The 20,320-nt window shown below is 61.8% G+C and carries 23 protein-coding genes and 1 riboswitch; of the genes, 2 read left to right on the top strand and 21 right to left on the bottom strand.

Annotation, left to right across the window (positions count from 1 at the left end; genetic code table 11):
• Positions 1-6: 6 nt before the first annotated feature.
• A complete protein-coding gene (locus BM151_RS16580) occupies positions 7-381 on the bottom strand; it encodes a diacylglycerol kinase (RefSeq protein ID WP_090061862.1) in 375 nt (124 codons plus the stop codon).
• A gap of 130 nt (positions 382-511) precedes the next feature.
• Here BM151_RS16580 and BM151_RS16575 point away from each other — a divergent pair, with 130 nt between their 5' ends.
• Positions 512-1,051: a DUF4405 domain-containing protein gene (locus tag BM151_RS16575; protein WP_143093119.1), complete on the top strand. Its 540-nt coding sequence runs from the start codon at positions 512-514 to the stop codon at positions 1,049-1,051.
• Between the two features lie 99 nt (positions 1,052-1,150).
• Here the strand turns inward: BM151_RS16575 and BM151_RS16570 are convergent, their stop codons facing one another.
• The 10 genes from BM151_RS16570 to BM151_RS16525 all read right to left on the bottom strand — a co-directional run bounded on the left by BM151_RS16570 (position 1,151) and on the right by BM151_RS16525 (position 10,371).
• Positions 1,151-1,432 carry a DUF6455 family protein gene (locus tag BM151_RS16570; protein WP_143093118.1) on the bottom strand — a complete coding sequence of 94 codons (282 nt, stop codon included), beginning with the start codon at positions 1,430-1,432 and terminating at the stop codon, positions 1,151-1,153.
• A 41-nt stretch (positions 1,433-1,473) separates the two neighbouring features.
• Positions 1,474-1,743, bottom strand: coding sequence for a DUF6455 family protein (locus tag BM151_RS16565; RefSeq protein ID WP_090061859.1), 270 nt, complete (start codon positions 1,741-1,743; stop codon positions 1,474-1,476).
• A gap of 805 nt (positions 1,744-2,548) precedes the next feature.
• Complete coding sequence (rpsA, locus tag BM151_RS16560; protein ID WP_090061858.1) at positions 2,549-4,228, bottom strand: 30S ribosomal protein S1; 1,680 nt, start codon at positions 4,226-4,228, stop codon at positions 2,549-2,551.
• Between the two features lie 230 nt (positions 4,229-4,458).
• Entirely contained in the window at positions 4,459-4,989 is a 531-nt protein-coding gene (locus BM151_RS16555) for a hypothetical protein (protein WP_090061857.1), read from the bottom strand.
• Between the two features lie 94 nt (positions 4,990-5,083).
• The gene (locus BM151_RS16550; protein ID WP_090061995.1) at positions 5,084-5,716 is read right to left on the bottom strand and encodes a nitroreductase family protein; all 633 of its coding nucleotides are present in this window, start codon (positions 5,714-5,716) and stop codon (positions 5,084-5,086) included.
• A gap of 135 nt (positions 5,717-5,851) precedes the next feature.
• Entirely contained in the window at positions 5,852-6,460 is a 609-nt protein-coding gene (locus BM151_RS16545; protein WP_090061856.1) for a (d)CMP kinase, read from the bottom strand.
• A 49-nt stretch (positions 6,461-6,509) separates the two neighbouring features.
• A complete protein-coding gene (locus BM151_RS16540) occupies positions 6,510-7,043 on the bottom strand; it encodes a hypothetical protein (protein ID WP_090061855.1) in 534 nt (177 codons plus the stop codon).
• Positions 7,044-7,055: 12 nt separating this feature from the next.
• Positions 7,056-8,405: a 3-phosphoshikimate 1-carboxyvinyltransferase gene (gene aroA, locus BM151_RS16535; RefSeq protein ID WP_090061854.1), complete on the bottom strand. Its 1,350-nt coding sequence runs from the start codon at positions 8,403-8,405 to the stop codon at positions 7,056-7,058.
• Positions 8,406-8,506: 101 nt separating this feature from the next.
• Positions 8,507-9,595 (bottom strand): amidohydrolase family protein, encoded by a 1,089-nt coding sequence (locus BM151_RS16530; RefSeq protein WP_090061853.1) that lies wholly within the window; start codon positions 9,593-9,595, stop codon positions 8,507-8,509.
• A gap of 200 nt (positions 9,596-9,795) precedes the next feature.
• Entirely contained in the window at positions 9,796-10,371 is a 576-nt protein-coding gene (locus BM151_RS16525; RefSeq protein ID WP_090061852.1) for a bifunctional transcriptional activator/DNA repair enzyme AdaA, read from the bottom strand.
• A gap of 165 nt (positions 10,372-10,536) precedes the next feature.
• On the opposite strand from BM151_RS16525, the gene BM151_RS16520 reads away from it, so the two are divergent.
• On the top strand, positions 10,537-11,403 hold the full coding sequence (locus BM151_RS16520) for a DMT family transporter (RefSeq protein ID WP_218151383.1): 867 nt from the start codon (positions 10,537-10,539) through the stop codon (positions 11,401-11,403).
• 105 nt (positions 11,404-11,508) lie between these two features.
• Here the strand turns inward: BM151_RS16520 and trmB are convergent, their stop codons facing one another.
• The 10 genes from trmB to BM151_RS16470 form a co-directional block, all read right to left on the bottom strand.
• The gene (trmB, locus tag BM151_RS16515) at positions 11,509-12,228 is read right to left on the bottom strand and encodes a tRNA (guanine(46)-N(7))-methyltransferase TrmB (RefSeq protein ID WP_090061850.1); all 720 of its coding nucleotides are present in this window, start codon (positions 12,226-12,228) and stop codon (positions 11,509-11,511) included.
• A gap of 92 nt (positions 12,229-12,320) precedes the next feature.
• Positions 12,321-12,767 (bottom strand): DMT family transporter, encoded by a 447-nt coding sequence (locus tag BM151_RS16510; RefSeq protein WP_090061849.1) that lies wholly within the window; start codon positions 12,765-12,767, stop codon positions 12,321-12,323.
• Between the two features lie 378 nt (positions 12,768-13,145).
• Positions 13,146-13,610 carry a preQ(1) synthase gene (gene queF, locus BM151_RS16505; protein ID WP_090061848.1) on the bottom strand — a complete coding sequence of 155 codons (465 nt, stop codon included), beginning with the start codon at positions 13,608-13,610 and terminating at the stop codon, positions 13,146-13,148.
• Positions 13,611-13,672: 62 nt separating this feature from the next.
• Positions 13,673-14,854 (bottom strand): methionine adenosyltransferase, encoded by a 1,182-nt coding sequence (gene metK / locus BM151_RS16500; protein WP_090061847.1) that lies wholly within the window; start codon positions 14,852-14,854, stop codon positions 13,673-13,675.
• Between the two features lie 8 nt (positions 14,855-14,862).
• Positions 14,863-14,913: riboswitch (SAM-SAH riboswitch) on the bottom strand.
• A gap of 36 nt (positions 14,914-14,949) precedes the next feature.
• The gene (gene lnt, locus BM151_RS16495; RefSeq protein WP_090061846.1) at positions 14,950-16,455 is read right to left on the bottom strand and encodes an apolipoprotein N-acyltransferase; all 1,506 of its coding nucleotides are present in this window, start codon (positions 16,453-16,455) and stop codon (positions 14,950-14,952) included.
• 3 nt (positions 16,456-16,458) lie between these two features.
• Entirely contained in the window at positions 16,459-17,403 is a 945-nt protein-coding gene (locus BM151_RS16490) for a transporter associated domain-containing protein (RefSeq protein ID WP_090061845.1), read from the bottom strand.
• A gap of 43 nt (positions 17,404-17,446) precedes the next feature.
• Positions 17,447-17,935, bottom strand: a complete 489-nt coding sequence (gene ybeY / locus BM151_RS16485; RefSeq protein ID WP_090061844.1) for an rRNA maturation RNase YbeY — start codon at positions 17,933-17,935, stop codon at positions 17,447-17,449.
• 24 nt (positions 17,936-17,959) lie between these two features.
• A complete protein-coding gene (locus BM151_RS16480) occupies positions 17,960-18,973 on the bottom strand; it encodes a PhoH family protein (RefSeq protein WP_090061843.1) in 1,014 nt (337 codons plus the stop codon).
• A 196-nt stretch (positions 18,974-19,169) separates the two neighbouring features.
• Complete coding sequence (locus BM151_RS16475) at positions 19,170-19,499, bottom strand: hypothetical protein (RefSeq protein ID WP_090061842.1); 330 nt, start codon at positions 19,497-19,499, stop codon at positions 19,170-19,172.
• Between the two features lie 11 nt (positions 19,500-19,510).
• The gene (locus BM151_RS16470; protein ID WP_090061994.1) at positions 19,511-20,020 is read right to left on the bottom strand and encodes an OmpA family protein; all 510 of its coding nucleotides are present in this window, start codon (positions 20,018-20,020) and stop codon (positions 19,511-19,513) included.
• Positions 20,021-20,320: the final 300 nt, after the last annotated feature.

Raw genomic sequence — 20,320 nt, 5'->3', positions numbered from 1 at the left:
ATAGGCTCAGCCGATCAGGATCACCAGCCAGGCCACGCCCGCCGCAATCGCCGTCACGGTCACCGCCGCCGAGCCCGCATCCTTGGCGCTCTTGGCCAGCGGGTGGTCCTTGTCCGAGATGTAATCCACCGCATCCTCGATCGCCGTGTTCAACAGTTCGGCCGCCAATATCAGAAGCCCCAGCGCCAGGATCAATCCGCGCTCCCCGGGGCTCAGATCAAGGACAAGCACCAGCCCGGCGGATACAAGATTGGCCCAGACCCAGGTGCGAAAGGAGTGTTCGGAACGCCAGGCATATTTGAGCCCCTGAAGGCTCCAGTCCGTGCGTTTGACCAGACGCTTGCCGGTGTATGTGAGCTTGTCGATCAGCTTGTCCGTCATCACGCCTCCTCGTGTCTCGGGTCAAGTCAGGATGAGCGAGGCCGGGGAGTGATGCAAGAGACATCAAAGCGCGACGGAAACCGCGGGCCGGCTCGTTCTAGACACATGTATCGTTTGAAAGAGGCCGGCCATGTCCACATTACGTAAATTCGCAACCCCATTGACCATCGCGACCTTCACCATTGTCGGCGTTACGGGTGTGCTTTGGTATTTCCATTTCATCACCTCGGCGGGGCGTTGGCTGCATGAGATCATCGGCCTCGCGATGATGGTGGTGATTGTCCTGCACGTCGTGTTGAACTGGCGCGCCTTCAAGACCTATTTCAAACGCCCGCTGGCCATTGCGATCATCGTTCTGGGCGTGGTGCTGACCGTCGGCGCCTATCTGGTGCCGGATCAGACCCCGGCGCGGGGCGGACCGCCGCAATTCGCCGCCTTTTCGAAATTCGCCGATGAGGATCTGACCACGCTCGGACCGATTTTCGACACCACGGCGGAGGATCTGGTGACCCGGCTCTTGGCGGCCGGCTATAGCGGCGCCAAGGTCGACAAAACGATCGAAGATCTGGTCGGCACCAATGTCCGGGCACAGATGCAGGCCTTTTCCGCACTGGCGGCGGATGGCTCCGGGCTCGGCGGTCAGGGTCAGGGCGCCGCGCTGCGCAATTGAGCGCCACCGCACCGGCTAGGAAGATCGGAAACACGAAAGGACCCCGGCGGGGTCCTTTTCATTTCTGACGCATTTTCATCTCCGACGCAGGGCGTGGCGTCAGCTTGCGATCAGCTCGGCCTGGACCGCCCGAACGTAGTTCAATTCCTGCGTGTTCAGGCAATAGTCCGGCGTGGCCTCCTGCGGCCCCTGATGGTCCATCAGCCAGAGGATGCACGCGTCATGCTTGCTGCACTGGCCACAACGGGTCTCCATCTCGGCCAACTCGCCCTGAGAAATCTCGCCGGAATTGGCGGCCCGGACCACATCGGCCCCGAGCCGTTCGGCCATACCGTGCATCAGGCAGGCGCTGCCCGGCGGAAGAAGCGTATCTGTCGTCATGGTTTTCTCCGTCTCTTTTCTCTCTGCCACCATTGTGCCGCTCATCCGGCGGCCAGACGTTCGAGCGTCAGCTTGTTGCGACAATAGGCCGGGGCGACCTCGGCTTTGGTGCCGGCGCCGAGATGATCGTCGAGGAAATGCACGCAGGCTTCCGGATCCGTACAGCCCAGACAGCGATAGACCCGTCGGCGGCTCTCTTCCTCGCTTGGTCCCTCACCGCGCTGCACCATCTCGGCGAGATCCAGCCCCAGTGTTTCACTCATGCGATCCACGAGATCCGCATGCGTGTCGTAGTCCCCAAACTTGGTCATGACAGCCTCCGGTCTATGCGTATTTTGACATCCCGCGGAAAACAGACCATGGCGGCCCGACGCAAAACCTTGATCCTGATCAATTTGGGGGATTGTGGGCGTTTCCCAGCCTTAACCACGATCGAATGCCGAAAATTAAGGCGCCGTTTGCGAAAATCCCGAAATCAGCGCGGCCAATCGGTGAATAGGACAGGCCCCCTGTCCCGAATCTCGGCGCCGATATCCGGCCCCGATTGTTGAACAACAGACGAAATCGACCTTCGCGCAGATCGCAGCGAACGACCGGAACGAGCTCTTTGGGGACATCCGTCACGAGGGCGTGCGCCGGACCGTGGGCAGGCGCTGCTACTTTTGAACGTTATACTTTATGCCAGCCAACTCCGAAAAGGATCAGATCGTTGTACGCGACACCCAATGCGCCTGACCGCCGGGACGGTCCGGCGCACGCCCGGGCAACTGCGTTGCTGTTCCGGGCGGTTGCGCTTCGTTCGAAAGTCCGCTCCATCCCGCTTTGCCGACCCTCGTTTGGATCGCGCCAGAGGTCCGGTTTGGGTCAATATTGCATGACGCGAAAGCGGCGCAGTTCCAGAGAACCGGGCCGCATTGAGTCAAAGCTGCGCGACATGCCATATCGAGACCCGGCACCGAGAGCGCGTACATTCCGGTGGCGTCAAAGCCCCCCAAAGCCTCCCCGTCTCAGCGGAGCGCCCGCGCGCAAGCCCCGCGCGACGCCAAAGATCTTCACACCAACGAAAAAGGCCCCGCGTTGCCGCAGGGCCTTTCCCAATTCTAGTCGTGACTGCGATTACTCGTCGCCGGACTTCAGAGCCGCGCCGAGGATGTCGCCGAGCGACGCACCGGAGTCGGAGGAACCGTACTGTTCGACGGCTTCTTTCTCTTCGGCGATCTCGCGGGCTTTGATCGACAGACCCAGACGACGGGTTTTCTGATCGACATTGGTCACGCGCACATCGACGTGATCGCCGACCTGGAAGCGCTCGGGGCGCTGCTCGGCACGGTCACGCGACAGGTCGGAGCGACGGATGAAGGATTTCGCGCCTTCATACTCGACTTCGACGCCGCCATCTTCGATCGCGGTGACGGTCACGGTGATGATCGAGCCGCGTTTCACGCCTTCAACCGCACCGGAGAAGCTGTCGTCCAGAGCTTTGATGGAGAGCGAGATACGCTCTTTGTCCACGTCCACTTCGGTGACAACGGCCTTGACCATGTCGCCCTTGCGGTAGTTCTGGATGGCGTCTTCGCCACGCTCTTCCCAGGACAGGTCGGAGAGGTGAACCATGCCGTCGATGTCGCCCGGCAGGCCGACGAACAGACCGAATTCGGTGATGTTCTTGACTTCGCCTTCGACAACGGTGCCTTCCGGATGGGTCTCGGCAAAGAGCTCCCACGGGTTGCGCATGGTCTGTTTGAGACCCAGCGACACGCGACGTTTCGCGGTGTCGATCTCGAGCACCATGACTTCCACTTCCTGCGAGGTGGAGACGATTTTGCCCGGGTGGACGTTTTTCTTGGTCCAGGACATCTCGGAGACGTGCACCAGGCCTTCGACGCCCGGCTCCAGCTCGACGAACGCACCGTAGTCGGTGATGTTGGTCACGCGGCCGGTGTGCACGGATTCCAGCGGGTACTTGGCTTCAACAGCGTTCCACGGATCGTCCTGCAGCTGTTTCATGCCGAGGGAGATACGGTGGGTCTCTTTGTTGATCTTGATCACCTGAACGTTGATCGTCTCGCCGATGGAGAGGATCTCGGACGGGTGGTTCACACGGCGCCATGCCATGTCGGTGACGTGCAGCAGGCCGTCGACACCGCCGAGGTCCACAAAGGCACCGTATTCGGTGATGTTCTTGACCACACCTTCGACAGCCTGACCTTCGGTGAGGTTGCCGATGACTTCGGCGCGCTGTTCCGCACGGGACTCTTCGAGGATCGCACGGCGCGACACAACGATGTTGCCACGACGACGGTCCATCTTGAGGATCTGGAACGGCTGCTTGAGACCCATGAGCGGGCCAGCGTCACGCACCGGGCGCACGTCAACCTGCGAGCCGGGCAGGAAGGCCACGGCGCCGCCGAGATCGACGGTGAAGCCGCCTTTGACGCGGCCAAAGATGGCGCCTTCGACGCGCTCTTCGGAAGCATAGGCTTTTTCCAGACGGTCCCAGGCTTCTTCGCGGCGGGCTTTGTCACGCGAGATGACAGCTTCGCCACGGGCGTTCTCGACGCGGTCGAGGAACACTTCAACCTCGTCGCCAACGGCAACGGTCGGAGCTTCACCGGGGTTTGCGAATTCTTTCAGATCAACGCGGCCTTCCATTTTGTAGCCGACGTCGATGATGGCCTGACCTGCCTCGATGGCGATCACTTTGCCTTTGACAACCGAGCCCTCGGCCGGGGTGTCAATTTCGAAGCTTTCATTCAGGAGGGCTTCGAAATCCTCCATAGATACGTTCTGAGCCATGTGGTCTCAATTTCCTTTTCAAACGTTTATGCGGGCCAGGCGGTTGTCTCCACCGGTCTTGGTTTCGTTTCAGTCTTTGAAATCAGCGCAGACGCGACAGGCCGGGAAACAAACAAATCAGGGCCGAAGCTCTCCTTCGACCCTGCCCGTACTGTCTTGTGACGTCTGATGGTCCCATAGACTGGCGCGCGTATAGGCGCTTTCAGCCAATAAAGCAAGGGATTCGCGTACTATTCGAAGAGGTAGGGGCAACGTTCATACAGCGTCTCGCCCCAATCCCGGTGTCCATTGTAATATTTTGACCAATAGACGCGCCGCCCGTCTTGCGCCTCAACAAAATCGTAGCCGGATATGGTGCTACCCACCTCTTGAAGCTGGTCCCACCGCAGAAAATTCACGTGGCGACCCAGCAAACCGAAACGACGGGTCCCGTTTCCCCAAAGCCCTTCCTCGTCCCAACAGACAAACTGTCGGTTCACGATACCCCAGAGACTTCCCACGGAAACCAACACAAACAACTCGCCCCCAACCAAAGCCACTGGCGCGCCAGCACTCCACCACACGTAGGTCGCCAAAATCGTGAACGCCGCCCCAACGATCAGGCAAAAAAACATAACCCAGAAACTGAGTTCGATTTTCTGGGCATTGCCTTTTCGAATGGACAGATTCTCAGCTGTGTTACCCAGAACCAAACGGAGCAACCACGCGACAAGAAGTTCACCGAGAACGGCAGCAATCAAAGAGAGTATAAATTCGAGCATTGAAGCTTTCAGACAAATTCATCGAAACAATGCGCGGCATGCTATGACAAAGGACGGGGAAAGCAACCCGCCCTCTGCCCAGACTGTCTTCGCTTTAATCCAGCTCGGTCACCAGTTCGCGCATCGGTTTACGGACCTTTTTCAACGGCGCGAGCCAGTCGCCGCTCTCGTCGCGGGTGCCGATGGCGAGGATCACCGCGGATTTCAGCCCCTTGTCCCTGAGCCCGAGGATCTCGTCGAACTGACCGGGGTCGAACCCTTCCATCGGTGTTGTGTCCACCCCCAGCTCGGCGGCGGCGGCCAGGGCAAAGCCCAGCGCGATATAGGCCTGACGGGCGGCATGGTCGAAATTCTCCTCTGCCGTGCGCGGCAGGTACATGGATTTCAGCGTGCCGTAATAGGTCTCGAGTGCCTCGCGCGTGCCGGGACGCTCCTCGGCGTGCTGATCGACCACCGCGTCGATCCGGGCGTCCGAGTAATCGTCGAAAGCGGCAAAAACCAGAAGATGCGAACCATCGGTCAGCTGCGGCTGATCGAAAGCCGCCCCGCGCAGCTTCGCCCGCAGATCGGCGTTGCGAATGACGAAGAGATGAAAGGGCTGAAGCCCCGACGAGGTCGGCGCCATGCGGATGGCATCGACGATCTTGGCAACCTTGGCCTCATCGGCGGGCCTGTTCGGGTCCATTTTCTTGGCGGCATAGCGCCAGTCGAGCTTGTCGAGAAACATGTGCATATCCTTTTGAGCAGTCGTGTTCTGCTCGTGGATATGCGCCCCAGCGGTCGACAAATAAATTCCAGCTCCGCGCACATGACATGGCAGATTTCGAGAGGTATCTTGACGTCAAGATAAACATGACATGTGTTAGCCTCGGCGATCCCCGATCAGCGCCAGCACCTGTGCAACAGCCTCGTCGATGCTCATGTCGGACGTGTCGATCACCGTGGCATCTTCGGCGGGCTTGAGCGGCGCCGTGGCCCGCGCTGCATCGCGTTCGTCGCGTTCGCGCAGATCCGCCAGAACCTCTTCAAGGGTGATCTCCTCGCCCTTTTCGACCAGTTCCTTGTGCCGCCGCTTCGCGCGCACCTCGTCGCTTGCCGTGACATAAAGCTTCACCTCGGCATCGGGGCAGATCACCGTGCCGATGTCGCGCCCGTCCAAGACCGCGCCGCCTTCCCGGCGGGCAAAGGCCTGTTGAAAATCCACCAGCGCGGCGCGCACTTCCGGCACGGCAGCGACGCGGCTTGCCGCCTGCCCGGCATCGCCAGAGCGCAGATCGTCGCGTTTGAGATCCTCGGCAGTCAGCGATTGTGCCGCCTCAATCGGCGTCAGCCCCTCAAAGGTCTTCGCCCCGGTGGCGCGGTACAAGAGCCCGGTGTCGAGATGGGCAAAGCCGAAATGCGCCGCCACGGCCTTGGAAATCGTGCCTTTGCCGGCGGCGGCGGGACCATCGATGGCAATACAGAAACTCATGTCTTCTCCTCCTGCGGGGAGGCCACGCTGACTCTTTGCGCGGGCAAGGTCAAGTGTTTGTGTGGCGCGATCTTAACCGGGCGATCACTCGCCAGATCAGCAACGCCAGCCACGCTGTCAATGCCAGGCTCACCGCCCCGGCCTTGAGCTGAGAGACATAGCTCGCCCGCGCGATGGCCGCATCGGATATCGCCGTAGGATCGGCACGCAGGAAACCAGCCACCATGATATTCTCGGCGTAATCGGCACACATGCCGATCAGAGCCACAACGGTTGCGAAACGAAACAGCCTGGGAAACCGCCCCCGCAAGGCCCAGCGCAGCGACCAGATCAACACGGCGGCGAGACAGGCCGGGTAAAGCGCATCTAGGAGACGCTGCGGCCCCTGATAGAGCGCCCGCCCCTCTGCGCCGAGATGGCTCAGGAAATCGCGGGCCTCGACCGGTGTATAGCCGCCGGGACGCATATCAAAGGCCGGGCTGCCGGCGTCTTGCGCGATCTCCGGCAGTGTCCAGAAGATCATCGTGGCATAGAGCCCCAGCGTCAGCGCCAAGAGGCTCCAGAAGGCCACGATGCGTTTCATCCCGGCCTCATCTCAGTTGTTGCGGGTCACATGGGCGCCGAGGCCCGTCATGAGTTTCTCGAACACCGGGAAAGAGGTGGCAATCGGGCCGCCGTCATCCACCGTCACCGGCTGTTTCGAGGCCATGCCGAGGATCAGGAAGGACATGGCGATGCGGTGATCGAGATGGGTGGCACAGGTGCCGCCGCCCTCGACCCCGTCCGGCCCCAGCCCATGGACGATGAGCGTGTCCTCATCCTCTTCGATGGTGACACCGCAGGCCTCCAGCCCGCGCGCCATGGCATCGATCCGATCCGATTCCTTCACGCGCAGCTCTTTCACGCCGCGCATCACCGTCTTGCCCTCGGCATAGGCGGCGATGGCCGACAGGATCGGGTATTCGTCGATCATCGAGGCGGCGCGTTCGGGCGGCACTTCGATGCCTTTGAGCTTCGAGTATTTCACCCGCAGGTCTGCGACCGGCTCGCCCCCCTCTTCGCGGGTATTCTCGAAGGCGATATCGGCGCCCATCTCGACCAGCGTGGTGTAAAGCCCGTTGCGGGTGGTGTTCTGGCTGACGCCGGGCACGAGGATGTCGGAGCCTTCGACGATCAGCGCGGCACAGACCGGAAACGCCGCCGAGCTTGGGTCGCGCGGCACGGCGACCTCTTGCGGTTTGAGCTCCGGCCGCCCGGTGAGCGTGATCTTGTTGTAGCCCTCGGGCGTCTTCTCGGTCACCACCTCGGCGCCAAAGCCCCGGAGCATGCGCTCGGTGTGGTCACGGGTGGCTTCCTTCTCGATCACCACGGTCTTGCCCGGGGCGTTCAGACCGGCCAGAAGCACGGCGGATTTCACCTGTGCCGAGGGCATGGGTGTCTGGTATTCCACCGGCACCGGCTCGGCGGCACCGATGAGCGTCAGCGGCAGACGCCCGCCGGAGCGACCGACGGAGCGTGTGCCAAACAGCGCCAGCGGATCGGTGACCCGCGCCATCGGCCGTTTGCGCAAAGACCCGTCGCCGGTGAAGGTGGTGCAGAAATCATAGGTCGCGACACAGCCCATGATGAGGCGTACGCCGGTGCCCGAGTTGCCGCAGTCGATCACATCCTCGGGTTCGGAGAACCCGCCGACGCCAACGCCATGCACGGTCCATTCGCCGGCCCCCTCGCGGGTCACTTCCGCGCCCAGCGCCTGCATCGCCTTGGCGGTGTCGAGCACATCCTCGCCCTCGAGCAATCCCGTGATCCTGGTCTCGCCCACGGCCATGGCGCCAAAGATCAGCGCCCGGTGCGAGATCGACTTGTCGCCGGGCACTGCCGCCGTGCCTTTCAAAGGCCCGGATTTACGGGATGTCATCGGGATCGGGGTACCGTGGCTGGACATGCTGCTCTCCTCTGCGGGATATCCTCAATAGAGTACACCTGTCGCTTAAACGAGCCGCGCGCCATCGTCCACCGCTTTAGCCCGCTCTGCCAGAGCCGTGATCACTTGTCAGCTTCGCCCAGCCAGATCCTCGGGTTCTGTTTGGCGATCCGGGTGAATATCGCCTCGCCCAACGCATCGCGCAGCTGGATCGACACGGCCTTTTCCGACAGTTGCTCCTGTCGCGTCATGTAGAAATCCGAACCAAAGAGCACGCGTGAGCTTATCACCTCGTCTTCGAGAAAGAGTTTGAGCAGCGCTGAAAAGGCGTTGAAATGGAACATCGTGTAGGAAATGTCGGTCCAGAGGTTCGGATAGGCGCCCGAGGTGATCATCTTGTTGATCTGATAGACCCAGTTCTGATCCTTGGCATGGGCCCTTTCGGGATCGAAGCCCTTGCTGAGATAATCCTGCCAATCGGTCTGACCGCCGTAATGCGCGAGGCAAAGCTGCATCTTCGGAAACCGGTTCAAGACTTCGCGGTAAGCATAGGGTTCGGTGACCCGGTCGCGGCTATAGGCGTCACGGGCCCAGGCCCGGCTACAGACGCCGCCGCGCGAACAATGGCTGATCACCGGCAAGCCGCGCTCTTCGCAATAGGGGTAGACCTCCTGCATCAGCACCGGGTGATCGGGGGCAAAGCCGGTCTTGGGATAGATCTTCAACCCCTTGAACCCATGGCTCTCGACGCAGCGGCGAAACTCAGCAAAGGCGCCGGGGCGATCCGGGTAGACATTGGCAAAGGGGATGATGTTGCGGGGATGCAGCCGCGCCAATTCGGCCAGCTCGTCATGCTGGGCGCGGATGTCCTTTTCAACCGGCCCGTAGCCGATCAACCCCATATCGAGCGGCAGGGCCACATAGCGGCTGTCGCGCGGGTAGAAATGCCGCATCTCGCGGTAGACCTCGGCCTGTGAGGTGCGTTGCCCGGTGGCGTGGAAATTCTCCAGCCTGTGCACCTTGGCATAGAGCCCCTCATAGGGCAGCACCGAGGCAAGCTTGCGGATGACCCGCACCAGCCATGGAAAATAGCGAAACAGCACCATGAGCCGGTACGGATAATAGCGCGGCGTATGAGCCGTGGTGAACAGATGCGTGTGGCAATTGACGATGGGCAGATCGGCAGGATCGGGTGTGGAAACTTCGGACATCGGGAAACCTCTTACACAACTGCAGGAAGGGTAACAGATTCGGGGCCCGCCCGGAGGTACGGCTTTCCGGCAGGTGGCGAGATCTCATACGGATTTTACCGTTTGTTCTCGCAGGTCTTGGCGCGTTTCCTCGACCCGGGCTCGACTGGGGAAGACGCCGCCAGCCGGGAGAGTGCCAGATAGCCGCATCCCGATCCGGATCACCTGCGCGAAAGCCCCCCGCGCTTGCGACGGTATTGCGAGGGAGAGCATCGGTATTTCTCCGAAAACGACGCATTGAACTGGCGGACACTGCCAAACCCGGACTGAAAGGCAATCTCAGATATTTTCAGATCACATGCGTCGAGCAGACGCTTGGCGCGTTGCAATCGCATCGTTCGGGCGGTCTGCATCGGGCTGGCGCCAACATGTCGGGCGAAGAGCCGGGACAAATGCCGTTCACCGATCCCAAGCCGGTCCGCCAGATGTTTGACACCTGCCTCGTCCAGCGCCCCTTGCGCAATCAATTGCAGCGCCCGGGAGACCGTCGCCTGCGTTCCCTTCCAGGCGGCCGAATCCGGTGCGGCCTCGGGACGACAGCGCAGGCAGGGCCGATAGCCCTGTGCCTCGGCCGCCGACGCGGTCTGAAAATAGGTGACGTTTTTCGACAGCGGCTGTCGCACCGGGCAAATCGTGCGGCAGTAGATGCGTGACGTTGTAACGCCAACGAAAAACACCCCATCGAAGGAGGGATCTCGCGACAGCCGTGCCGCCTCACAGGTTTCAAAAGCCAACATTCGGCAAAACTAGCGAACGCGGCGCAGCTTGTCGAAGGTCTGGCGATTTCCACGTCCGAAAACCGCCAGACCTCTGTGGGAATTGGTGCGAAAACTCTCGCAGAGCTGAGAATACAGTCGCAGAGGGCGGTCCCGATGAATTTATCGAAAACAGAAAACGCAGCGATGGTCGCGGTCGCGCTCTCCGGATTGGCCTGGGGCCTCTTCTGGCTCCCTCTCAGGGCGCTCGACGATGCCGGGATCAGCGGTGTCTGGGCCGTTGCCCTGTTCTATATCCTGCCGATGATCCTGCTCCTGCCGGTCATTTTTTGGAGGCGGCGCCAGATTGCCCGCGGCGGTTGGCCGCTGCATCTGGCCGGTTTGTTCGCCGGGCTGGCTCTGGTCCTCTACGCCGGCGCCCTGGTGTTCACAGATGTGGTGCGGGCGCTGCTGTTTTATTATCTCACACCGATCTGGAGTACGATCCTGGCCCGGCTGGCGATTGGAGAACGCATCACCGGACGCCGTTGGGGAACCATCGGCCTCGGCCTGCTGGGACTGCTGATGATTCTGAGGATCGATAGCGGCTTCGGCACCACGCTCAACACCGGAGATGTGATGGGGCTCGCGGCCGGGGTGATCTGGGCGATCGCGGCGGTCGTCATGAATGGCAGCTCCGACGGCAATGGGCTGGACTTCACGCTCTCGTATTTTGTCTGGGGCAGTGTCATGGCGCTCGCCCTCACGATGTTGCCGCTTGCAGGAGCGCAAGCGGCTCCCGATTGGGAGGCAACGCGCCATGTACTGCCGTGGATCTCGCCTGTGGTTCTGGTGCTCGTCATCCCTCCGGCGCTCGCGATCATGTGGGGAGCGACCGTGCTGAGCCCCGGTCTTCTGGCCATCCTGTTCATGACCGAGATCAGCGCCGGGACGGTCACCGCAGCACTTTGGGCTGACGAACCGTTTGGGATCAGAGAAGCCTCCGGCGTGGTCCTGATCGCAACCGCAGGCATCTGGGAGCCCGTCCTGTCGCTTTGGCGCGACAGAGCCTGACGGACAGGCCGGTGCCGGGCCCCGCGCGAGTGTGGATGTCCGTCCGCACGGATCATCCGGCACACCAGAGAATGGCCATGCCCGTCCACCCTATGGCCGACAGGCTCAGCCTTTACGGAACGTCATGTAATGCGGCGTGCGGCCTTCGCGGATCGCTTTTTTCTCGTAGCGGGTGGAGAACCAGTCGCCCCAGGGCTTGCGCCAATCCTCGGCACATTCGCCCAGCCATTCGAACCCCGCGCGCGGCACCTCTTCCATGGTCTGGCGGACATAATCCGGAATATCGGTGGCCACCCGGAATTCGGCGCCGGGCTTGAGGACCCGATACAGCGGCTCGAGATGTTCGGGGGTGACGAAACGACGGCGGTGATGCCGGGCTTTCGGCCAGGGGTCCGGGTAGTTGAGAAAGGCCTTCTCAATGCTCTCATCGGGCAGCACGTCGAAAAGATCGCGGGCGTCACCGGCGTGGATCGCGACATTGTCCAATCCGCCCAAGCGCCGCAGGTGGCCGAGACAGGAGGCCACGCCGTTGACATAGGGCTCGCAGCCGATGATCGCCACATCCGGGTAGCTCTGCGCCATATGGATCAGGTGCTCGCCGGCGCCAAAGCCGACTTCGAGCCAGACCGGCTTGCCCTCAAAGCGGCTTGCCAGATCGAGTTTGGCACGATCCGGGTTTTCCTCCCAGGTGACCGGACCGGGCGAGAGCCGCGGCAGATCCTCTTCGAGATACTCTTTCTGCGCCTGGTTGAGCGTCTTGCCGTGGATACGGCCATAGAAGTTGCGCCACGGTGCGCCGGATTGGTGCTTTTGCTCGTCAGACATGGGAGACCCCTCGTTTTTCAAGCCGGGCTTTTGCCAAGAAATGGCACAAAGGGCAATGGGCTTGGGTTTTTCAGCACTCGGGCCGCCTGGTTTCAGGCCCGCTGGATCATGTAGAGCCCGAGCGCCATGGTCCCCATGCCCGCCGCCCGCAAGGCGTTGATCGGATCGCGGGCCGCCCCGAAGAGGCCGAAATGATCGATCGCCCCGGCGGAGATGATCTGCCCCAGCAGCACGAAGAACACCGCATTACCGACGCCGAAACGCGGCGCGATCGTGGTGATCGACAGGATGTAGAAGGCAAAGAGCACCCCGGCGAAAAACAGATGCGCCGGCTGGTGCAACAGTTTCGAGACCGGGACAGCGGGTCCCAACACCGCGCGATAGAGAAAGATCGAGCTGAAGGCCACCACGGCAAAGACCAATGCGGCCAGAGCGGGCGAACCGAGCCTTGCGCCCAGCTGCGCATTGAGCGCGGCAAAGACCGGAATGCCGATCCCGGCAAACAGCATCACGATCGGATCTCTCAATGTCTCGGACATCGGCGCCTCCCTTGCGTCATCCGCGCCCAGAATAGAGCGCGCGGCGCAAAACAAAACCACAAGAAATGCCGGTTGGCTTTGCAGGAACGCGGGATGCGCGGGGGATTGGCGGGACGGAGCTGTCATTTGAGCGCAGAGCCATTGGCGCGGAACAAGGCGAAGCCGCCGCGCCTGCGTCATGCTGAAAGCATGCCTCCGGCATGACCCCGTCCCAGCGGGCGAGCGCATTTTCATCCGCGCGCAACGGATTGAACTTTCGCGAATTTGACAGAGATAAAGCGACGGCCGCAGAGGTCGAAACGCTCTCCCACGGGCCCGCACAGACGCTCAGCTCTCGAAGGTCCCCAAAGGGCGCAAACCCCGCACTCGCCCCCGGTCTCAGCCCCGGCCACGATAGGGCGGCACGCCCTGATCCGGGATCCAGACGTCTTTCGGCTCCGGTCCCGAGGCCCAGAACACGTCGATCGGAATGCCGCCGCGCGGGTACCAATAGGCGCCAATGCGCAGCCAGACAGGGTCGAGAAACTCGGTCAGACGCTTGCCGATATAGACCGAACAATCCTCGTGAAACGCGCCATGATTGCGAAACGACCCGAGAAACAGTTTCAGCGACTTGCTCTCCACCAGCCACTTGTTCGGGATGTAATCGATCATCAGATGACCGAAATCCGGCTGGCCGGTCATCGGACAGAGCGAGGTGAACTCGGGCGCGGTGAACCGCGCCACGTAACGCTCGCCCTCATGGGTGTGCGGCACACGTTCGAGCACCGCCTCTTCGGGCGAGGCGGGCAGCGCGGCGGCGCCCCCCAGTTGCGTCAGTCCGGATGTATCGGTTTTGACCATGGCTGTTCTCCAAAGAAAAAGGGCGGGAAGGTCCCGCCCCGTTCATAACATGATTGCACCGCTCAGACGGCGTTTTTCAACGCCTCGGCCAGATCCGTGCGTTCCCAGCTAAAGCCACCATCGGCATCGGGGGTGCGCCCGAAATGGCCATAGGCCGCGGTGCGCTGATAGATCGGCTTGTTGAGCGCCAGATGGGTGCGGATGCCGCGCGGGGTGAGATCCATCACCTGCGGGATCGCAGCCTCGATCAGCGCCTCATCCAGCTGCCCCGTGCCATGCAGATCGGCATAGATCGACAGCGGCGCGGCCACGCCGATCGCATAGGAAAGCTGGATCGTGCATTTGTCGGCGAGACCCGCGGCCACGACGTTTTTCGCCAGATAGCGCGCGGCATAGGCCGCCGAACGGTCGACCTTGGTCGGGTCCTTGCCGGAGAACGCGCCACCGCCATGCGGCGCCGCACCACCGTAGGTGTCGACGATGATCTTGCGCCCGGTGAGGCCGGCGTCGCCATCGGGGCCGCCGATCACGAATTTCCCGGTCGGGTTGACGTGCCAGACCGTATTGGCCGTGAGCCAGCCCTCGGGCAGCACCTCTTCGATATAGGGGGCCACGATGGCGCGCACATCGTCTGAGCTGAGGCTTTCATCCAGGTGCTGGGTCGACAGCACGAGCGACGAGACCTCCACCGGCTTGCCATCCGCGTAACGGACGGAGAGCTGCGCCTTGGCATCGGGGCCAAGTGCCGGCTCCGTGCCGTTCTTGCGCACCTCCGCCAACCGCCGCAGGATCGCGTGCGAATACTGGATCGGCGCCGGCATCAGAGCCTCGGTCTCATTGGTGGCAAAGCCGAACATGATGCCCTGATCGCCAGCGCCCTCGTCCTTGTTGTCGGCAGCATCGACGCCCTGGGCAATATGCGCCGATTGCTCGTGCAAGAGATTGGTGACTTCAAGCGTCTTCCAGTGGAACTTGTCCTGCTCGTAACCGATGTCGCGCACGCAATCGCGGACGATCCCGTCGACCTTCTCCATATATTCGGACAGCTTGTCCTGATCCGACAGACCGACCTCGCCGCCGATCACCACGCGATTGGTGGTGGCAAAGGTTTCGCAGGCGACACGCGCCTCGGGCTCTTCGGCGATAAAGGCATCCAGGACGGCATCGGAAATGCGGTCACAGACCTTATCGGGGTGGCCTTCGGAAACGGATTCCGAGGTGAATACATAGTCTTTCCGGGACATGGGGATCGTGCTCCATTGGTTCATGTCACCCGCACGCCAGGAAGCCGTTGTGCGGGTCGATATTTAAACTGCGATATAACTGCCCCCCGGAAGGGTCAATCTGTTTTTCTCCGTAAGGTTGTGAGCGTTACGGCACAGCCACATAACAGCAGAACACTTAAGAAAAGGAGAAGCGGCACCTCGCCATACCGCGCGTAGGGCGGCGGGGCGTCTTTGCCCGGCAAAGCGGCGGTGAAAGCCCCGGCAGTGCCGAGCGGGATTTGCGCCTGCACATGGCCGCGGCTGTCGATCAGCGCCGAGATCCCGGTATTGGCCGCGCGCACCATCGGCAAGCCGGTCTCTATGCTGCGGAACCGGGCCTGCACAAGCGCCTGTTGCGGGCCGGAAAACTTGCCGAACCAGGCGTCATTGGTCATTTGCAACAGCCAGTCCGGCCGCGGCGTCATCCGCAGATCGCGCGGGAAAATCGCCTCGTAGCAAATCAGCGGCAAAGTCTTGCCCAAAGCGCCCGTATCCATCAGCCGCACCCCGGGTCCGGCGGAATAGCCATAGCCGTTCTTGGCGGTGAACGCCCTGAGCCCGATCCGCTCCAGCAGCCCCGGAAAGGGCATATATTCGCCGAAAGGCACGAGGTGATGCTTGTCATAGATCCGGAGCGGTCGTCCCGCCTCATCGAGGAGAATGGCACTGTTATAGCCCTGCATCCCGTCGACCCGGTTGAGCCCGACCACGGCACGTGCCGGGGCCACCGTGGCGGCGATCTCGCTCAGATAGGGACCCGCGGCATAGAGCGGCGCGGCCACCGAGGTCTCGGGCCAGATCACCAGATCGGCGCCTTCCGGATCGCTCAGCTCCAGCGCGCGCTGATAGAACACCGGGATATAGGCCGGGTCCCATTTCAGATGCTGCGGCGCATTGGGTTGCACCACCCGGATATGCTGTGGCGTGTCGGCAGGCAGCGGCGCGGTTCTGTGGGCAAAGCCCCAGATCCCTGCGGCACCGAACAGCGCCAGCGCCACCGCAGCGATGACAGGGGAGCGTTTCAAAACCGCATGGGCCAGCAGCCCGGCCAGGGAGAATGTCAGCGCCGTCAGCCCGTAGGGGCCGATCAGGGCGGCAAGCTGCGCCCAGGGCGTATCGATCCAGATATACCCGGGCATAGCCCAGGGAAAGCCGGTGAAGATATGCCCGCGCAACAGCTCCGCCGCCCCCCAGAAGGCCACCAGCCCCGGCAGGCCCGCGTTGAGCCGCTTTGCGAGGAAAAACGCCAGCGCCCAGAACAGCGCCAGCCCGCCCGCCATCAGCAAGAGCGCAAAGGGGATCATCCAGCCGGTGCGCCAGGGCTCGACCAGAAACGGGTTGGCGATCCAGCTCAGCGAAATGAGAAAGGCCGTGAGCCCGGTGAGCCAGCCGCGCATTGCCGCCTGTCCCGGGGTGAGAGCCATGCGCCAGGTGATGGCCGCCATGGTCAGGCCGATGAGCGCCACCGGCCAGAAATCCAGCGGCGCCTGACCAGCCGCAACGAGAAACCCCGCGCTCAGGGCGAAAGCCCTCGGCGGGGTCAGCAGATGTTGCAAACGCCGGGCAAGGCGGGTCGCCATCCCTCAGGCCTCGGTTTTTGCCGGCACGGCCGAGGGCAGACGCACACGGATGCGCTTGATCCGTCGCGGATCGGCATCGGTGATTTCAAAGGCCGCGCCGGACGGGTGTTCGATCACCTCGCCGCGCGCCGGCACCCGACCCGACAAAAGGAACACCAACCCGCCCAGCGTGTCGATCTCCTCCTCGTCTTCCTCATCGGTGAGACGCATGCCGATTGCCGCCTCGAATTCGTCCAGCGGCGCTTTCGCCTGGGCGATATAGACGCCCGGCGCCGATTGGGTCCAGAACACATCCTCGTCGATATCGTGCTCGTCCTCGATCTCGCCGATCACCTGTTCCACCAGATCCTCGAGCGTCACCAGCCCGTCGACCCCGCCATATTCATCGATCACCAGCGCCATGTGCATGCGGTCCGACTGCATCTTTTGCAACAGCACGCCGATCGGCATCGACGGCGGGGCGTACAAAAGCGGTCGCAGCATCTTCTTGAGATTGAACCGCTCACCGCCCTTGCCGTTGAACCCGTGGCCCAGCGCGAAGTCTTTCAGGTGCACGAGGCCCACGGGCGTGTCGAGCGTGCCCTTGTAGACCGGCAGCCGGGTCATGCCACTCTCGCGGAACACCTGCACCAGATCATCCTTCTTGATATCGGTGGGCACGGCGACGATCTCGACCTTGGGGATGGCCACATCATCGACCCGCATCCGGCGCAGGTTGACCATGCCGGGGCGCTGTGCCGGCGGCATTTGCGCGGCAGGCGCCGGGGTGTCGGCAATCGTCGGGGATTTCACGGGTTTGGAAGAAAACGCCGCCTTGATCCGGTCAAACCAGCCTGTGGACGAGGTCCGGCTCTGGTTCGAGTTGCTCTCAGTCGTCGAAACGGGGTTTTCGGGGTCCGTTGGCGCGCTCTGCGCTGCCATAGAAGACCCAGGCTCAGTGTCGCCCATGCGTCCTTTCCAAAATAACGCGGCCTCAAATCCGGCCGTTCGCCTAATATGGGTCTTCGAGACCCATGGTTGCAAGTATTTCGACCTCGGTGCCTTCCATAATTTCGGCATCAACGTCGGAGATGTGATCATAACCCAACAGATGTAACAGGCCGTGAACGATCAGATGCGTCACATGGTCCGGCAGGGGCTTACCAGCCTCAAGCGCCTCGCGCGCGCAGGTGTCATAGGAAATCGCGATATCGCCGAGCTCGATCGCGCCATCGAAATCCGGCTCCGGCAGGGGCGGACGGGCGCCCGGCGCGGCACGTTCCTCGGCCGGCCAGGACAGCACATTGGTCGCCTTGTCCTTTTCCCGGAAATCGGCGTTCAGCAGTTTGATCCGGGCATCGTCGCAGGCCAGGATCGAGCCTTCGCAGATCTCGGGGGCAAGCCCGAGGTGGGAAAGCGTCGCAACCTCGACAGCCTCTGCCAAAGCCGCCAGCCCCGCCGCTTCCCAGCGGTCGTCCTCGATCATCACTTCAATGGCCATGCGGCGCTCCGACGGTTTCCGCGCTTATTGCGCTTCGTCGGCCTCATAAGCCTCAATGATCGCGGCGACAAGCGGGTGGCGCACCACGTCTTTCGACGAGAAGTAATTGAAGGCGATATTGGGCACGCCAGCGAGGATGCGTTCGGCATCCCTGAGACCGGAGGGCACGCCGCGCGGCAGGTCGACCTGCGAGCGGTCGCCGGTGATCACCATGCGCGAGCCTTCGCCCAGACGGGTCAGGAACATTTTCATCTGCATAGTGGTCGCGTTTTGTGCCTCGTCCAGGACCACGAAAGCCCGCGACAGCGTGCGTCCGCGCATGAAGGCCAACGGCGCGATCTCGATGGTCTTTTCCTCTTTCATCTTTGCCAGCTGCTTGGCCGGCAAGAAGTCATTGAGCGCATCATAGAGCGGCTGCATATAGGGATCGACCTTCTCGTCCTGGGTGCCGGGCAGGAAGCCCAGCCGCTCTCCGGCCTCGACCGCCGGGCGCGACAGGATGATCCGGTCGACATGACCGTTGATCAGCATGTTCACCCCGACCGCAACCGCGAGATAGGTCTTGCCGGTGCCGGCCGGGCCGATGCCAAAGGCCAGCTCGTTCTTGAACAGGTTCTGGACATAGGTCTTCTGCGCCGCCGTGCGCGGTTCGATCAGCTTCTTGCGGGTCTTGATCTCGACCTCGCCGCCGCGGAACATTTCCATCTGATCGCCGGGCAGGCCGTGTTCGGCCGTCTCGGAATGCCCCATGCGGATCACCCCGTCGATATCGCCCGGCTCGATCTCGCGCCCGGCCTCGAGCTTGGAATAGAGCTCCTGCAACACCGCAGCAGCCCGCCCGCGGGCAGACCCGGTCCCCATGACAGAAAGCATATTGCCTCGTCGGACAATCTGGACGTCGAGCTTGTGTTCGATTTGAGCGAGGTTCCGGTCGAATTCACCGCACAGGTCGATCAGCAACCTGTTGTCATGGAATTCGAGAAGCGTTTCGTGGACTGCGTCCTGCGATTTCGGGGGGGTCAACGCGCTCAGGCCCAATAATTGTCTCCGACTCTGGATTGTCTCCTAGGTTGATGGTGCCAAGGGATTGCGGTTCTGGCAAGCGGGGACACAAAATCTTCGCAATTGAGGCGGCAAAGCCCCGCTCAATTCTTGGCACATCGCCCAAAAAATAATCACACGAAAACGGCCACCCCGGGGGATGGCCGTCGCATTCTCCGTCCTCTGATCCGGATCAGATCGGGTCGCCGAAGGCGGAACCGTCTTTATACGGGCCCACTGCGGTGTTCGGCGCCGCAATGCCGGAACAGACCGGCTTGCCGTATTTGTCGACCCGCGCGCTCAGGTAGCCCTCGACACCATCATCGATGATCCAGTGGTCACAGCCCTGCGGGTCAATCCAGATCCCGGCGACCAGCGAGGACAGATGCTTGCTGTCAAAGCCGCGGTCAACGGTCTTGTCCTTTTTATGCTCTTCATAACCGGCACCGCCGAGAACGGCTTCGGTACAGGCGGTGGTCATGCTCAGAACCGCGAGAAGGGCGATTGCTTTATAGGCTTTCATCGTCTCTCTCCTCACTTGATACAGATGATTTCGACGCGGCGGTTTTGCTGCATGCCGGCGGCGGTCGAGTTCGACGCCCGCGGCATCCGCTCACCATAGCCCCGCACATCGGCGATACGGGCCCCGGTCGACTGCGCGATCTTGGCGACGGCGTTGGCGCGATTGTAGCTCAGACGCATGTTATATTCGTCCGAGGCGCGGCTGTCGGTATGACCGATGATGATATAGGCGGTGGCCCCGGCCTGTTGGAAGAAATCGGTCAGACGTTTGCGACCGGTCGCCGAGATCGAATATTTGTCGGTGGCGAACAGCTGATCCGAATTCATCACGGCACAGCTCTTGACCGGGTGACAGGTCGGAATGCCCTGACGGTTGACCTTGAGGTCCATATAGCCCTCGACCCCGTCATCCATGACCCAGTGCTCACAGCCATCCGGATCGATCCAGATCGTCGGCGTGTAATTTTCGGCATTGGTTGCGGTTTGCGCAAAAGCCGGTGCACTCGCACCCGCCAGCGCCATGCTGGCCACAAGCGCCAGAGCCACCCGGCTGTTCTTGAGAATTTCGATGGTCACGTGTCCCGTCCCCTCATTTGCATGCGTTTTCGGGCCGCTCCGCAAAATTGAACGATTGCGCCCCCACAGCTTTGACAGCTGCCGCGCCCTACTCACCACGATCATGGTAAAAGAATAGCAAACTTCGGTGTCTTGTGAAGGAAAAACACCAGATATTGTATCGCGATCTGCAACGAAAATGCGCGCAAGCATCAATTGTCGCCAAGGCATGCCATCAGGAGGCAAAACTTTTGCCTCAACGTCCGA

It is taken from the genome of Celeribacter neptunius, from assembly GCF_900113955.1.
Taxonomy (GTDB): Bacteria; Pseudomonadota; Alphaproteobacteria; order Rhodobacterales; family Rhodobacteraceae; genus Celeribacter; species Celeribacter neptunius.
Note: the sequence above shows the minus strand (reverse complement) of the source record. Positions and strands in the feature narration are given on the sequence as shown.

Excerpts from the sequence above, each read along its gene's own strand:
- BM151_RS16525 (WP_090061852.1), bottom strand. The coding sequence starts at position 10,371 with ATGTTGGCTTTTGAAACCTGTGAGGCGGCACGGCTGTCGCGAGATCCC.
- BM151_RS16530 (WP_090061853.1), bottom strand. The coding sequence starts at position 9,595 with ATGTCCGAAGTTTCCACACCCGATCCTGCCGATCTGCCCATCGTCAAT.
- metK (WP_090061847.1), bottom strand. The coding sequence starts at position 14,854 with ATGTCCCGGAAAGACTATGTATTCACCTCGGAATCCGTTTCCGAAGGC.
- BM151_RS16555 (WP_090061857.1), bottom strand. The coding sequence starts at position 4,989 with ATGCTCGAATTTATACTCTCTTTGATTGCTGCCGTTCTCGGTGAACTT.
- ybeY (WP_090061844.1), bottom strand. The coding sequence starts at position 17,935 with ATGGCCATTGAAGTGATGATCGAGGACGACCGCTGGGAAGCGGCGGGG.
- BM151_RS16550 (WP_090061995.1), bottom strand. The coding sequence starts at position 5,716 with ATGTTTCTCGACAAGCTCGACTGGCGCTATGCCGCCAAGAAAATGGAC.
- BM151_RS16490 (WP_090061845.1), bottom strand. The coding sequence starts at position 17,403 with ATGGGCGACACTGAGCCTGGGTCTTCTATGGCAGCGCAGAGCGCGCCA.
- BM151_RS16520 (WP_218151383.1), top strand. The coding sequence starts at position 10,537 with ATGGTCGCGGTCGCGCTCTCCGGATTGGCCTGGGGCCTCTTCTGGCTC.
- BM151_RS16470 (WP_090061994.1), bottom strand. The coding sequence starts at position 20,020 with ATGGCGCTGGCGGGTGCGAGTGCACCGGCTTTTGCGCAAACCGCAACC.
- BM151_RS16570 (WP_143093118.1), bottom strand. The coding sequence starts at position 1,432 with ATGACGACAGATACGCTTCTTCCGCCGGGCAGCGCCTGCCTGATGCAC.
- BM151_RS16580 (WP_090061862.1), bottom strand. The coding sequence starts at position 381 with ATGACGGACAAGCTGATCGACAAGCTCACATACACCGGCAAGCGTCTG.
- queF (WP_090061848.1), bottom strand. The coding sequence starts at position 13,610 with ATGGTCAAAACCGATACATCCGGACTGACGCAACTGGGGGGCGCCGCC.
- BM151_RS16540 (WP_090061855.1), bottom strand. The coding sequence starts at position 7,043 with ATGAAACGCATCGTGGCCTTCTGGAGCCTCTTGGCGCTGACGCTGGGG.
- aroA (WP_090061854.1), bottom strand. The coding sequence starts at position 8,405 with ATGTCCAGCCACGGTACCCCGATCCCGATGACATCCCGTAAATCCGGG.
- rpsA (WP_090061858.1), bottom strand. The coding sequence starts at position 4,228 with ATGGCTCAGAACGTATCTATGGAGGATTTCGAAGCCCTCCTGAATGAA.
- BM151_RS16475 (WP_090061842.1), bottom strand. The coding sequence starts at position 19,499 with ATGAAAGCCTATAAAGCAATCGCCCTTCTCGCGGTTCTGAGCATGACC.
- lnt (WP_090061846.1), bottom strand. The coding sequence starts at position 16,455 with ATGGCGACCCGCCTTGCCCGGCGTTTGCAACATCTGCTGACCCCGCCG.
- BM151_RS16565 (WP_090061859.1), bottom strand. The coding sequence starts at position 1,743 with ATGACCAAGTTTGGGGACTACGACACGCATGCGGATCTCGTGGATCGC.
- BM151_RS16510 (WP_090061849.1), bottom strand. The coding sequence starts at position 12,767 with ATGTCCGAGACATTGAGAGATCCGATCGTGATGCTGTTTGCCGGGATC.
- trmB (WP_090061850.1), bottom strand. The coding sequence starts at position 12,228 with ATGTCTGACGAGCAAAAGCACCAATCCGGCGCACCGTGGCGCAACTTC.
- BM151_RS16545 (WP_090061856.1), bottom strand. The coding sequence starts at position 6,460 with ATGAGTTTCTGTATTGCCATCGATGGTCCCGCCGCCGCCGGCAAAGGC.
- BM151_RS16575 (WP_143093119.1), top strand. The coding sequence starts at position 512 with ATGTCCACATTACGTAAATTCGCAACCCCATTGACCATCGCGACCTTC.